General features: G+C 65.7%; 13 protein-coding genes. 12 read left to right on the top strand and 1 reads right to left on the bottom strand.

Annotated features, from left to right (window positions below; all coding sequences use genetic code 11):
• The first annotated feature begins 102 nt into the window (after nucleotides 1-102).
• The 8 genes from nuoE (at nucleotide 103) to nuoI (ending at nucleotide 6588) form a co-directional block, all read left to right on the top strand.
• On the top strand, nucleotides 103-714 hold the full coding sequence (nuoE, locus tag Q8K49_RS04365; protein WP_305304352.1) for an NADH-quinone oxidoreductase subunit NuoE: 612 nt from the start codon (nucleotides 103-105) through the stop codon (nucleotides 712-714).
• Between the two features lie 37 nt (nucleotides 715-751).
• Nucleotides 752-922 (top strand): hypothetical protein, encoded by a 171-nt coding sequence (locus Q8K49_RS04360; protein ID WP_305304350.1) that lies wholly within the window; start codon nucleotides 752-754, stop codon nucleotides 920-922.
• Nucleotides 923-935: 13 nt separating this feature from the next.
• On the top strand, nucleotides 936-2243 hold the full coding sequence (gene nuoF / locus Q8K49_RS04355) for an NADH-quinone oxidoreductase subunit NuoF (RefSeq protein WP_305304348.1): 1308 nt from the start codon (nucleotides 936-938) through the stop codon (nucleotides 2241-2243).
• Nucleotides 2244-2375: 132 nt separating this feature from the next.
• Nucleotides 2376-2759 carry a hypothetical protein gene (locus Q8K49_RS04350; RefSeq protein WP_305304346.1) on the top strand — a complete coding sequence of 128 codons (384 nt, stop codon included), beginning with the start codon at nucleotides 2376-2378 and terminating at the stop codon, nucleotides 2757-2759.
• Entirely contained in the window at nucleotides 2760-4805 is a 2046-nt protein-coding gene (nuoG, locus tag Q8K49_RS04345; protein ID WP_305304344.1) for an NADH-quinone oxidoreductase subunit NuoG, read from the top strand.
• Between the two features lie 6 nt (nucleotides 4806-4811).
• Entirely contained in the window at nucleotides 4812-5882 is a 1071-nt protein-coding gene (gene nuoH / locus Q8K49_RS04340; RefSeq protein ID WP_305304342.1) for an NADH-quinone oxidoreductase subunit NuoH, read from the top strand.
• Nucleotides 5879-6097 carry a hypothetical protein gene (locus Q8K49_RS04335; protein ID WP_305304340.1) on the top strand — a complete coding sequence of 73 codons (219 nt, stop codon included), beginning with the start codon at nucleotides 5879-5881 and terminating at the stop codon, nucleotides 6095-6097. The genes nuoH and Q8K49_RS04335 overlap by 4 nt, the downstream gene beginning before the upstream one ends.
• Complete coding sequence (gene nuoI, locus Q8K49_RS04330; RefSeq protein WP_305304338.1) at nucleotides 6097-6588, top strand: NADH-quinone oxidoreductase subunit NuoI; 492 nt, start codon at nucleotides 6097-6099, stop codon at nucleotides 6586-6588. Before Q8K49_RS04335 ends, nuoI begins: the two co-directional genes overlap by 1 nt.
• A 149-nt stretch (nucleotides 6589-6737) precedes the next feature.
• Here the strand turns inward: nuoI and Q8K49_RS04325 are convergent, their stop codons facing one another.
• On the bottom strand, nucleotides 6738-7553 hold the full coding sequence (locus tag Q8K49_RS04325; RefSeq protein WP_305304337.1) for a methyltransferase domain-containing protein: 816 nt from the start codon (nucleotides 7551-7553) through the stop codon (nucleotides 6738-6740).
• A gap of 237 nt (nucleotides 7554-7790) precedes the next feature.
• Between Q8K49_RS04325 and Q8K49_RS04320 the strand changes: the two genes are divergently transcribed.
• From Q8K49_RS04320 to Q8K49_RS04305, 4 genes are read left to right on the top strand one after another with little or no spacing between them, the layout of a single operon-like run.
• Nucleotides 7791-8420 carry an NADH-quinone oxidoreductase subunit J gene (locus tag Q8K49_RS04320; RefSeq protein WP_305304335.1) on the top strand — a complete coding sequence of 210 codons (630 nt, stop codon included), beginning with the start codon at nucleotides 7791-7793 and terminating at the stop codon, nucleotides 8418-8420.
• Entirely contained in the window at nucleotides 8420-8728 is a 309-nt protein-coding gene (gene nuoK, locus Q8K49_RS04315; RefSeq protein ID WP_292025854.1) for an NADH-quinone oxidoreductase subunit NuoK, read from the top strand. The genes Q8K49_RS04320 and nuoK overlap by 1 nt, the downstream gene beginning before the upstream one ends.
• A gap of 2 nt (nucleotides 8729-8730) precedes the next feature.
• Entirely contained in the window at nucleotides 8731-10827 is a 2097-nt protein-coding gene (nuoL, locus tag Q8K49_RS04310) for an NADH-quinone oxidoreductase subunit L (RefSeq protein WP_305304332.1), read from the top strand.
• A gap of 2 nt (nucleotides 10828-10829) precedes the next feature.
• Nucleotides 10830-12317, top strand: a complete 1488-nt coding sequence (locus tag Q8K49_RS04305) for an NADH-quinone oxidoreductase subunit M (protein ID WP_305304331.1) — start codon at nucleotides 10830-10832, stop codon at nucleotides 12315-12317.
• Nucleotides 12318-12323: the final 6 nt, after the last annotated feature.

The following is a 12323-nucleotide window of genomic DNA, read 5'->3' as shown; positions in this document are numbered from 1 at the left end:
CAACGTCGGCTATAACGTGTTCGGCACGGCAAGCGCTTTCTGGCAGGACCGGATCAGCGCCCTGAACGCCGCGCGCCGCGCGCAATGAGAGACTGAGAGACAATGTCCGTCCGCCGCCTTGCACCTAAGGAATTTCAACCCGCGAACTTCACGTTCTCTGCGGAAAACCTCGCTTGGGCGAAGCAACAGATCGCCAAATATCCGGAAGGCCGCCAGGCTTCGGCGGTCATACCGATCCTGTGGCGGGTCCAGGAACAGCATGAGGGGTGGGTTTCCGAGGCGGCGATCCGCGCGGTCGCGGATTTGCTCGGCATGCCCTATATCCGGGCGCTGGAGATTGCGACCTTCTACACGATGTTTCAGCTGCAGCCGGTCGGCAAGAAGGCCCATGTGCAGGTCTGCGGCACCACGCCATGCCGGCTGCGCGGCGCCGGCGACATCATCGAAGTGTGCCAGAGCCGCATCCATCACGATCCCTTCCATCTGTCCAAGGACGGCAATTTCAGCTGGGAAGAGGTCGAGTGTCTGGGTGCCTGCGTGAACGCGCCGATGGTGCTGATCTGGAAGGACACCTACGAGGATCTGACCAAGGAAAGCTTCGGCAAGGTGCTGGACGGCTTTGCCTCGGGCAATCCGCCGAAGCCGGGTCCGCAGATCGACCGTCAGTTTTCCGCCCCCGTGGGCGGATTGACCACGCTGAAGGAAACGACATGAACAGGGTTCGCGCGGCCGGGCGGGGGGTGCCCGTGCGATGAATAGCTGGCTTTACATCGCGCTGCATACGGTCACGGCGGCCGTGTTCATTTTTCTATTGCAGCGCTATGCGCTGAACGCGTCGCTCGATTCAAGCCTGCTCTGGGCGCTGACCTTCGGCGGATGCGCCGCGGGTCTCGCCTACATGCAGTCCAAACGCTCCTCTTAGGAAGTTTCACGTCATGCTCGACGACAAGGACCGCATCTTCAAGAACCTCTACGGTCTCCACGACTGGGGCCTCGAGGGTGCGCGCCGCCGTGGCGCCTGGGACGGCACCAAGGCGATCATCGACAAGGGCCGCGACTGGATCATCAACGAGATGAAGGCGTCCGGCCTGCGCGGACGCGGCGGGGCCGGTTTCCCGACCGGGCTGAAATGGTCGTTCATGCCGAAGGAGTCGACCGACGGGCGGCCGAGCTATCTCGTGGTCAATGCCGACGAGTCCGAGCCCGGCACCTGCAAGGACCGCGAAATCATGCGGCACGATCCGCATCTCCTGGTCGAGGGCTGCCTGCTCGCCAGCTTCGCGATGAATGCGCATGTCTGCTACATCTACGTCCGCGGCGAATTCATCCGCGAGCGCGAGCATCTGCAAGCCGCGATCGATCAGGCCTACGAGGCGAAGCTGGTCGGCAAGGACAACATCAACGGCTGGCCGTTCGACATTTACGTCAGCCACGGCGCCGGGGCCTATATCTGCGGCGAAGAGACCGCCTTGCTGGAAAGCCTCGAAGGCAAGAAGGGCATGCCGCGGCTGAAGCCGCCATTCCCGGCCAATGTCGGTCTCTACGGTTGCCCGACCACGGTCAACAACGTCGAGTCGATCGCGGTGGCGCCGGATATCCTGCGCCGCGGCGCGGCGTGGTTTGCCGCCATCGGCCGGCCCAACAATGTCGGAACGAAACTGTTCTGCATCTCCGGCCATGTCGAGCGGCCCTGCAACGTCGAAGAAGCCATGGGGATTCCGTTCCGCGAACTGATCGAGCGCCATTGCGGCGGCATCCGCGGCGGCTGGGACAATCTCAAGGCGGTGATTCCGGGCGGCTCGTCGGTGCGCATGGTGCCGGCCGACCAGATCATCGATACCCCGATGGATTTCGACAGTCTCGGCAAGCTTCGCTCCGGTCTCGGCACCGCCGCCGTCATCGTGATGGACAAATCGACCGACCTGATCCGGGCGATTGCGCGGATTTCCTATTTCTACAAGCACGAGAGCTGCGGCCAGTGCACGCCGTGCCGCGAGGGCACCGGCTGGATGTGGCGCGTGCTGGAGCGGATGGCGATCGGCGAGGCCGACCCGTCCGAGATCGACCTGCTGCTGGAGGTCTCGACCCAGATCGAGGGCCACACCATTTGCGCCCTCGGCGACGCCGCCGCCTGGCCGGTGCAGGGCCTGATCCGCCACTTCCGCCACGAGATCGAGGAGCGAATCTCGTCCTACCGCAGCCGCCGCGCGAATTTCGCCGGCCACGCGATCGCGGCGGAGTAGGGGATGCCGAACCACCCCATCTTTTCCGTCATCCTCGGGCTTGTCCCGAGGACCCATGGCGCTCCGGCACGGGCGTCGGCGGGTTCGCACGCGCGTGCGACGGACAAATGGGTCCTCGGGACAAGCCCGAGGATGACGGGGTTGGGGGTGTTGGCGGCCCTGACGCTGACCGCTTGCGGCCAACCGGCCGAAACGACCGCACCGCCGCCTGAGAAGGCCGCGGCCCCGGTCGTCGCGAGCCCGTCTGCGGCCGTCACGGCCCCGGTCGCCGATCTCGAAACCGCTTGCCGCGAGGCGGTCTCCCGTCTCGCCGGCCAGACCGGCGAAACCGTCCGGTTCGAGAAGCAAGGCTCCGACAAGGCCACCGTCTCGTGGCCCGCGCCCGTCGACGGCGGACGCCTGAGCATGAATTGCAACGCCGGCGCCGGCCGGGTGGAGCTGTCGTCCAACGGGCGGCAGATGGCCGTGGGCCTGTCCGCCGCTCCGGCGACCCCCGCCAAACAAGAGGCCCGCTAGATGCCCGTCGCCAAGGTCAACGGCGTAGAAGTCGAGTTCGAGCCCGGCATGACCGTGCTTCAGGTCGCCGAGCGCGCCGGGCATGAGATTCCGCGCTTCTGCTACCACGAGCGGCTGTCGATCGCCGGCAACTGCCGCATGTGTCTGGTCGAGGTGAAGCCCGGACCGCCGAAGCCGCAGGCCAGCTGCGCCCTGCCGGCCGCCGAGGGTCAGGAGATCTTCACCGACACGCCGATGGTCAAGAAGGCCCGCGAAGGGGTGATGGAGTTCCTGCTCATCAACCACCCGCTCGACTGCCCGATCTGCGACCAGGGCGGCGAGTGCGACCTGCAGGACCAGTCGATCGGCTATGGCCGTGACGGCTCCCGCTATGCGGAGAACAAGCGCGCCGTCGAAGAAAAGAACATGGGTCCGACCATCAAGACCTTCATGACGCGGTGCATCCAGTGCACCCGCTGTGTGCGGTTCGTGACGGAGGTGGCGGGCGTGCCCGACATCGGCATGATCTCGCGCGGCGAGGACGCCGAGATCACCACCTATCTCGAGAAGGCGGTCGACAGTGAACTGTCGGGCAACGTCAACGACCTGTGCCCCGTCGGCGCCCTGACCCACCGGCCGTGGCAGTACCACTACCGTCCGTGGGAGCTGAAGAAGACCGAGACCATCGACGTCATGGACGCCCTGGGCTCGAATATCCGCGCGGATGCGAAGGGCGCCGAGGTGATGCGTATCCTGCCGCGCGTCAACGAGGGCATCAACGAGGAGTGGCTGTCGGACATCAGCCGCTACGCCGTCGACGGCCTGCAGCGCCAGCGGCTGGACAAGCCGTATGTGCGCGAGGACGACAAGCTGCGCGCGGCGTCGTGGGACGAGGCGCTGGGCGTTGTGGCGGCCAAGCTGAACGCCGCCCCGACCGACCGGATCGGCGTCATCGCCGGCGACCTGCAGGACGCGGAATCGATGAAGGCGGCGCTGGACCTGTTCCGCGCGCTGGGCTCGGCCAATACCGACTGCCGTCAGGACGGCTCGGCGCTGGGGTATGGGCCGCGCGAGGGCTGGCTGTTCAACTCCGGGCTGGCCGGGATCGAGAACGCCGACGCCGTGCTGATCGTCGGCGCCAATCCGCGCACTGAGGCGCCGCTGCTGAACACCCGGCTGCGCAAGGCATGGCTGGCCGGAAAGACCGAGATCGGCCTGATCGGCGAGCACGCGGCCCTGACCTATGACTACAGCTGGCTCGGCGCCGGCTCGAAGACCCTGGCCAAGCTGCCCAAGGCGGCGATGGACTTTTTGACCAAGGCCGAGCGGCCGGCGATCATCGTCGGTTCGGGCGCCGTGTCAGGGGGTGATGGCCCGGCCGTGCTGAATGCGCTGGGCGGGCTGGCCAAGAAGGTCGGCGTGGTCAAGGACGGCTGGAACGGCTTCAATGTGCTGCACAGCGCGGCCTCGCGCGTGGCGGGCCTCGACATGGGCTTCGTCCCGGGCGAGGGCGGCAAGACGGCGGCGCAGATGGCGGCCAAGGGCGCGCTGGACGTGCTGTTCCTGCTCGGCGCCGATGAGATCGATCTGTCGAAGTCCAAGGCCTTCCGCATCTATCTGGGCAGCCATGGCGACCGCGGCGCGCACGGCGCGGACGTGATCCTGCCGGGCGCGGCCTATACCGAGAAGGCGGGCCTGTACGTCAATACCGAGGGCCGGGTGCAGATGGCCGAGCGGGTCGTCTTCCCCAAGGGCCAGGCGAAAGAGGACTGGGCCGTGCTGCGCGCCCTGTCGGCCCTGGTCGGCCAGACCTTGCCGTACGACACGCTTGATCAACTTCGTCAGAATTTGATGACCGACCATCCGACCTTTGGTCGAATTGACTATCTGCCGGCCCCTGCCTCGTTCGACGTCGGTTCGCTGGGCAAGAAGGGCGACCTGGGCGACAGCGCCTTCGTTTCGGCCGTGCGCGACCCCTATCTGAACAATCCGATCACGCGCGCCAGCGTGACCATGGCCGAGCTGTCCGCCCTGCGGATCGCTCCGGTCGCGATGGCGGCGGAGTAAGGCGCGATGGACTTCTGGACCACACCTCTCGGCTGGACGCTCGCCACCGCCGGCGGCATCCTGCTGGTCACCGTCGGGATCCTGATCTCGCTGGCCTTCCTGCTGCTGGCCGACCGGAAGATCTGGGCCGGCGTGCAGATGCGCAAGGGACCGAACGTGGTCGGGCCGTTCGGCCTGCTGCAGTCGTTCGCCGACTTTTTCAAATTCGTGCTGAAGGAGATCATCGTCCCGGCCGGCGCCGACAAGGTCGTCTTCCTGCTGGCGCCGCTGTTGACCTTCGTCCTGGCCTTCGTCGCCTGGGCGGCGATTCCGTTCGCGCCGGGCTGGGTCATCTCCGACCTCAACGTCGGCATCCTCTACATCTTCGCGATCAGTTCGCTGGGCGTGTACGGCATCATCATGGGCGGCTGGGCTTCGAACTCGAAATACCCGTTCCTCGGCTCGTTGCGCTCCGCGGCGCAGATGGTGTCCTATGAGGTCTCCATCGGCCTGGTGATCATCAACGTCATCCTGCTGGCCGGAACGATGAACCTGTCGTCGATCGTGATGCAGCAGCAGGGCATGTTCTGGAACTGGTTCGCCTTCGGCGGCGGGGCCGGGACCTGGCCGACCATCGTGGTGATGTGGCCGATGGCGATCATCTTCTTCGTCTCCGCCCTGGCCGAGACCAACCGCCCGCCGTTCGACCTGCCCGAGGCCGAGTCCGAGCTGGTGGCCGGCTATCAGGTCGAATACAGCTCGACGCCGTACCTGCTGTTCATGATCGGCGAGTACGCCAACATCGTCTTTATGTGCGCCATGATCACCCTGCTGTTCTTCGGCGGGTGGAATCCCGGGGTGCCGCAGGACTGGCTGGACGCCCTGCCGGGCTGGCTGGAGCAGACGATCTATCTGGTCACCTTCCTCGGCAAGACCGTGTTCTGGTTCTGCATGATCGCGCTCGTGAAGGCCTTCGTGCCCCGTTACCGCTACGATCAGCTGATGCGTCTGGGCTGGAAGATATTCCTGCCGACGTCGCTGGTCTGCGTTGTCGTTGTTTCGGGCTGGCTCGTGGCCACGAAGGCGGGCCTGCTGTGAGCCGGGCCCTGATCCTCTCCTGCGTGGCGCTGGCTGCCGCGACGCTGTCGGCCTGCGCTCCCTATGAGCCGGAGCCGGTTTCTCCCTACCAGTGGCAGCAGCGGCAGGAGCGCATCCAGCGGCAGGAGGCCGAGCGCCTGCGTCGCTGCGAGACCATGGACCAACAGAGCGAGCGTTACGCCCGCGAGTGCCCGCGCACCGGAGCCAGCCAGTAATGTTCAACCGTCTCGTCCAGGCCGCGAAGGGCGCGCTTCTGATCGACGTCGTCGGCGCCATCGGCCTGTCGCTGAAATACATGGCCCGGCCCAAGGCCACGGTGAACTATCCGTTCGAGCGCAATCCGCAGTCGCCGCGGTTCCGGGGCGAGCACGCCCTGCGCCGCTATGCGAACGGCGAGGAACGCTGCATCGCCTGCAAGCTGTGCGAGGCCATCTGCCCGGCCCAGGCCATCACCATCGAGGCCGAACCGCGCGCCGACGGCAGCCGGCGCACGACCCGCTACGACATCGACATGGTCAAATGCATCTACTGCGGCCTGTGCGCCGAGGCCTGCCCGGTGGACGCCATCGTCGAGGGCCCGAACTCGGAGTTCACCGTCGAGACGCGGGAAGAGTTGCTCTACGACAAGGATCGGCTGCTCGCCAACGGCGACCGCTGGGAACGACTGATCGCGAAGAATCTGGAACTCGACGCGCCGTATCGGTGAAGCCTCTCCTCCCCGCCTTGCGGGGAGGGGGACCGCCCGAAGGGCGGTGGGGGGGCGCCGGCCGCCACAATCCCTTACTGCGCCGGACCTGACGGCCCCTCCACCATGCTTCGCATGGTCCCCCTCCCCATTTCATGGGGCGGAGACACTCAAACCTTCTCCGCGATCACTTCCAGCACCATCGGGGTGACAATCACCGCGTTCGGATCAGCCTCGGCGGCGTCGAGGACACTGGTGACATGATCGGCCCAGGCCTGATCGACCTTGCCGGCCTCGACCAGATGGCGCGGATAGTTGCGGACCCAGGTGGCGGGCCACTGCCAGACCAGATCGCCCCTGCGCACCGTCTCGACGATCGGCTGCATCGAGCGGATGCGGAAACCCGAGGCGGGCAGCAGGGCGGGCAGGAAGCGGCCGATGTCCGGCTCGCCGCCCGTGGCCCGCCAGTCGTCGACCACCAGTCGCTTGAAGTCCTCGATGGCCGGATTGTCGGGCAGGATGGCGAAGGTCCCATAGTCCAGATATTCGTGGATCACGGCCACGCCGCCGGGGCGCAGGGCGGCGTGCAGCTTGGCCAGGACAGCGGCCGGGTCGCTGACGAAGGCCAGCACCCAGCGGATCCAGAAGGCGTCGGCGCCTGAAGCGGGCAGGGGATCGGTGACGAGGTCCACCGTCGCGGCGTCGATGTTCCGCAGACCGCGCGCGGCCGCCGACCGGTTCAGCACATCGACGAACCGGGCCGACCGCTCAAGAGCATGCACGCGGCCCCCGGGTCCGACGATTTCGGCCAGGTCGAGGCTGGCCCAGCCCGGGCCGGCGCCGGCGTCGACGACAGTGGAGCCGACCGTGATTCCAGCCCGGCGCCAGGCGTCCAGCACCTTCGGCCGCCAGACCCGATGCTGCAGGCCGAGGCGTTCCACCTCCGCGTCGTGGGTGCCCAGCAGATAGTCGCGCTCTTCGCTCATGACGGTCCCTTCGGCTCCCGTCCAAACTGGGCGCTCGAAGGCCGATGGACAAGGCGTCGCCGAGCGGCAATCGGTCGTCGCATTCGGCCTTTGCAAAGCTCCCGGCGGCGGTTAGAAGTCGCGCGCTTTCCGAGGCTTTCCGGTGCGGGATTCGCGCCACCGGGTTTCGGTTTTTGTCTGAACGATCCGCTGGCCGCCGCTTCGCTCGCCGGCAAGGCGTTAGGAGCCGATCGCGCGATGCTCTTGCAAGGCCTGGCCTTCTATCTTCTGTCGGCTGTGGCCGTGCTGGGCGGCCTGATGGTCGTGACGGCGAAGAACCCCGTGCACAGCGTGCTCTGGCTGATTCTCGCCTTCTTCTCGTCGGCGGGACTGTTCGTTCTGCTGGGCGCCGAGTTCCTCGCCATGCTGCTGGTCGTCGTCTATGTCGGCGCGGTCGCGGTGTTGTTCCTGTTCGTGGTCATGATGCTGGACGTCGACTTCGTGAAGTTGCGCGAGGGCTATGCCCGCTATCTGCCAATGGCGATGATCGTCGCGGGCATCTTGCTGGCCGAGATGATCATGATCTCGCTGGCCGTGGTCAGCGGCGGCGCCGCCGCCGATGCGACCGGGCCGGTCGCGGCCACAGCGGATATGTCCAATGTCGAGGCGATCGGGCGCGTTCTGTATACGGACTATGTCTACATCTTCCAGGCGGCGGGGATCGTGCTGCTGATCGCCATGATCGGCGCCATCGTCCTGACCCTGCGCCACAAGCCCAACATCAAGCGCCAGAACGTCGCCCGCCAGGTCGGCCGCGACGCCAAGACGGCCATGGAGGTCAGGTCCGTGACCACCGGCGCCGGCGTCACCCCCGAGGATCTGGTCTGATGGAAATCACCCTGCAGCACTATCTGGCGGTGGGCGCGATCCTGTTCACCATCGGCGTCTTCGGCATCTTCGTGAACCGCAAGAACGTCATCATCATCCTGATGTCGATCGAGCTGATCCTGCTGGCCGTGAACATCAATTTTGTCGCCTTCTCGGCCTATCTGAACGACGTTCAGGGGCAGATCATGGCCATGTTCGTCCTGACCGTCGCCGCCGCCGAGGCCGCCGTCGGCCTGGCCATTCTGGTGACCTTCTTCCGCAACCGCGGCGACATCGCGGTGGATGATGCCAGCGTAATGAAGGGCTGATCGTGGATCTCGTGCTTCTCGTCACCCTCGGCGTCTTCGCCCCGCTGCTCGGCGCGGCCATCGTCGGCCTGAGCGGTCGCCGGCTCGGCGATCTGGCGTCCAAATCCATCACCACCGGCCTGCTGTTCTTCTCCTGCGCCGTCGCCTGGATCGTGTTCAGCCAGTGGACCTGGGGCGGGCTCGAAGCCTTCACGGTCGAGCTGTTCCCCTTCATCAACGTCAGCGATTTCCAGTCGGTCTGGTCGATCCGCATCGACGCCCTGTCGGCGGTCATGCTGGTCGTGGTCACCAGCGTGTCCTCGCTCGTCCACCTCTATTCGTGGGGGTATATGGCCGAGGACCCCGACAAGCCGCGCTTCTTCGCCTATCTGTCGCTGTTCACCTTCGCCATGCTGGCTCTGGTCACCGCCGCCGACTTCATGCAGCTGTTCTTCGGCTGGGAAGGGGTGGGGCTGGCCTCCTATCTGCTGATCGGCTTCTGGTACAAGAAGTCGACCGCCAGCGCCGCCGCCATCAAGGCTTTCGTGGTCAACCGGGTCGGCGATTTCGGCTTCGCCCTCGGCATCCTGACGGTGTTCTGGATGTTCGGCACGATCCAGTTCGCCGAACTGTTCCCCATGATCGCCTCGAAAGCCGGCACGGGCTGGGACTTCCTCGGCCACACCTGGTCGGCGCTCGACCTCGCCGGCGCCCTGCTGTTCGTCGGCGCCATGGGCAAGTCGGCCCAGTTCTTCCTGCACACCTGGCTGCCCGACGCCATGGAGGGCCCGACCCCGGTCTCGGCCCTGATCCACGCGGCGACCATGGTCACCGCCGGCGTCTATATGGTCTGCCTGCTGTCGCCGATCTATGAGTATGCCCCGGTCGCCTCGGCCATCGTCGCCCTGACCGGCGCTGTGACGGCCCTGTTCGCGGCGACGGTCGGTCTGGCCCAGAACGACATCAAACGGGTCATCGCCTATTCGACCTGTTCGCAGCTCGGCTACATGTTCTTCGCGGCAGGCGTCGGCGCCTATCAGGCGGCCATGTTCCACCTGTTCACCCACGCCTTCTTCAAGGCCCTGCTGTTCCTCGGCGCCGGCTCGGTCATCCACGGCATGCACCACGAGCAGGACATGCGAAGGATGGGCGGGCTGTGGAAGCTGCTGCCGGTGACCTATGCGGTGATGACCATCGGCACCATCGCCATCACCGGCCTGGGCATCCCCGGCGTCGGCGGTTTCGCGGGCTTCTACTCCAAGGATTCGATCATCGAGAGCGCCTTCGCCTCGTTCGCCAACGGCCATTCGGCCATGGGTCTGTTCGCCTTCTTCGTCGGCATCCTCGCGGCCGGCCTGACGTCCTACTATTCATGGCGGCTGGTGTTCATGACCTTCCACAACAAGCCGGTGTGGAAAGACGCGCATCACATTGACCACGCGCATGACGACCATGCTTCGCATGCCCAGCTCGAAACCCATTCAGAGCCGATCGCCGACGGCCGCGCTGAAAATGGGCATGCGCACGATGACCATGCGCATCACGGCCCGCTGAAGCCGCACGAAAGCCCCTGGGTGATGCTGGTGCCGCTCCTCCTCTTGTCAGTCGGGGCCGTCGCCGCGGGCTTCATCTTTGCGCCGTGGTTTATCGGCGATCACGAACATGATTTCTGGCGCGGCGCGATCTTTGTGGCCGAGTCCAACCATGTCCTGCACGACAGCCACGCCGTCCCGACATGGGTGAAGTGGTCGCCGCTGATCCTGACGCTGATCGGGACCCTGGCCGCCTTCTGGCTCTATGTGCTGAAGGAAGGCATGGCGCGCCGGATGGCCGAGCGGGGCGGGGTCGTGCACGCCTTCCTGTACAACAAATGGTATTTCGACGAGCTGTATGAGGTCGTGTTCGTGAAGGGCGCACGGGCGGTCGGCGACCTGTTCTGGAAGATCGGCGATGTGAAGATCATCGACGGCGGCGGGCCGAACGGCATGGCCTGGCTGTCGCGGAAATTCGCGGGCGGGCTGGCGCGTTTCCAGTCCGGCTATGTCTATTTCTACGCCTTCGTGATGTTGCTCGGCCTGGCCGGCTTCCTCGCCTTCGCCATCTATGCGTGGGGAGGCTGATCATGCCCCAGATCCCCTACATCCTCAGTGTCGTCACCTTCCTGCCGCTGGTCGGCGCGGGCCTGATCCTGCTGGCGCGCCTGTTCAACAAGGCCGGGGCCGATGGCGCGGCGCGCTGGATCGCCCTGCTAACGACGGTCGTCACCCTGGCCGTCTCGGCCGTGCTGGTCGCGACCTTCGATCCGTCCAGCGCCGCCTATCAGTTCGTCGAACGCTACGTCTGGTTCGTCGGCGCCCAGTACCACATGGGCGTGGACGGCATTTCGATCCTGTTCGTGTTGCTGACCGCCTTCCTGATGCCGATCTGCATCCTCGCCAGCTGGACCACGATCAAGGACCGGGTGGTCGACTATATGATCGCCTTCCTGGTGCTGGAGACGCTGGTCATCGGGGTGTTCACCTCGCTGGACCTGTTCCTGTTCTACATCTTCTTCGAAGGCACCCTGGTGCCGATGTTCATCATCATCGGCGTGTGGGGCGGGGCGAACCGGATCTACGCCTCGTACAAATTCTTCCTCTACACCCTGCTGGGCTCGGTGCTGATGTTGCTGGCCATGCTGTGGATGGCGGCCGAGACGGGCACCACCAGCATCCCGGCGCTCAAGGAATACGCCTTCTCCGCCGAGGCGCAGCCGCTGCTATGGCTGGCCTTCTTCGCCTCGTTCGCGGTCAAGATGCCGATGTGGCCGGTCCACACCTGGCTGCCCGACGCCCACGTCCAGGCGCCGACGGCGGGCTCGGTCATCCTGGCCGGAATCCTGCTGAAGCTGGGCGGTTACGGCTTCCTGCTGTTCAACCTGCCCATGTTCCCCGACGCGTCGAAGATGTTCGCGCCGCTGGTGTTCACCTTGTCGGCCATCGCCATCGTCTACACCTCGCTGGTCGCCTTCCGGCAGACGGACATGAAAAAGCTGATCGCCTATTCGTCGGTGGCCCACATGGGCTTCGTGACCATGGGCATCTTCGCCGGCAATGATCAGGGCGTGCAGGGCGCGGTGTTCCAGATGCTGAGCCACGGCCTGATCTCGGGCGCGCTCTTCCTCTGCGTCGGCGTGGTCTACGATCGTATGCACACCCGCGAGATCGCCCTCTACGGCGGGCTGACCGCGCGGATGCCGTGGTTCGCGGCCCTCTTCATGCTGTTCACCATGGCCAATGTCGGCCTGCCGGGCACCTCGGGCTTCATCGGCGAGATACTGACCATGGTCGGCATCTATGAGGTCTCGACCTGGACCGCCCTGTTCGCGGCCTCGGGCGTGATCTTCTCGGCGGTCTATGCCCTGACGCTGTACCGCAACGTCATGTTCGGCGAGATCACCAATCCGGCGATGAAGGCGATCACCGATGTCGACAAGCGTGAACTGCTGATCTTCGCCCCGTTGATCATCGGCACCCTGTGGCTGGGCGTTCAACCCGGTCTGGTGCTGGACTACACCGCTGCCTCGGTCGAGGCCCTGACGACCACCTATCGCGCCGCGATCGGCGGGTGAGACGAT

The sequence above is a fragment of the Brevundimonas sp. genome (assembly GCF_030682035.1).
GTDB lineage: Bacteria > Pseudomonadota > Alphaproteobacteria > Caulobacterales > Caulobacteraceae > Brevundimonas.
Note: the sequence above shows the minus strand (reverse complement) of the source record. Positions and strands in the feature narration are given on the sequence as shown.

Excerpts from the sequence above, each read along its gene's own strand:
- nuoI (WP_305304338.1), top strand. The coding sequence starts at position 6,097 with ATGTTCAACCGTCTCGTCCAGGCCGCGAAGGGCGCGCTTCTGATCGAC.
- nuoE (WP_305304352.1), top strand. The coding sequence starts at position 103 with ATGTCCGTCCGCCGCCTTGCACCTAAGGAATTTCAACCCGCGAACTTC.
- Q8K49_RS04350 (WP_305304346.1), top strand. The coding sequence starts at position 2,376 with ATGACGGGGTTGGGGGTGTTGGCGGCCCTGACGCTGACCGCTTGCGGC.
- nuoF (WP_305304348.1), top strand. The coding sequence starts at position 936 with ATGCTCGACGACAAGGACCGCATCTTCAAGAACCTCTACGGTCTCCAC.
- Q8K49_RS04305 (WP_305304331.1), top strand. The coding sequence starts at position 10,830 with ATGCCCCAGATCCCCTACATCCTCAGTGTCGTCACCTTCCTGCCGCTG.
- nuoK (WP_292025854.1), top strand. The coding sequence starts at position 8,420 with ATGGAAATCACCCTGCAGCACTATCTGGCGGTGGGCGCGATCCTGTTC.
- Q8K49_RS04360 (WP_305304350.1), top strand. The coding sequence starts at position 752 with ATGAATAGCTGGCTTTACATCGCGCTGCATACGGTCACGGCGGCCGTG.
- nuoG (WP_305304344.1), top strand. The coding sequence starts at position 2,760 with ATGCCCGTCGCCAAGGTCAACGGCGTAGAAGTCGAGTTCGAGCCCGGC.
- nuoH (WP_305304342.1), top strand. The coding sequence starts at position 4,812 with ATGGACTTCTGGACCACACCTCTCGGCTGGACGCTCGCCACCGCCGGC.
- Q8K49_RS04325 (WP_305304337.1), bottom strand. The coding sequence starts at position 7,553 with ATGAGCGAAGAGCGCGACTATCTGCTGGGCACCCACGACGCGGAGGTG.
- Q8K49_RS04320 (WP_305304335.1), top strand. The coding sequence starts at position 7,791 with ATGCTCTTGCAAGGCCTGGCCTTCTATCTTCTGTCGGCTGTGGCCGTG.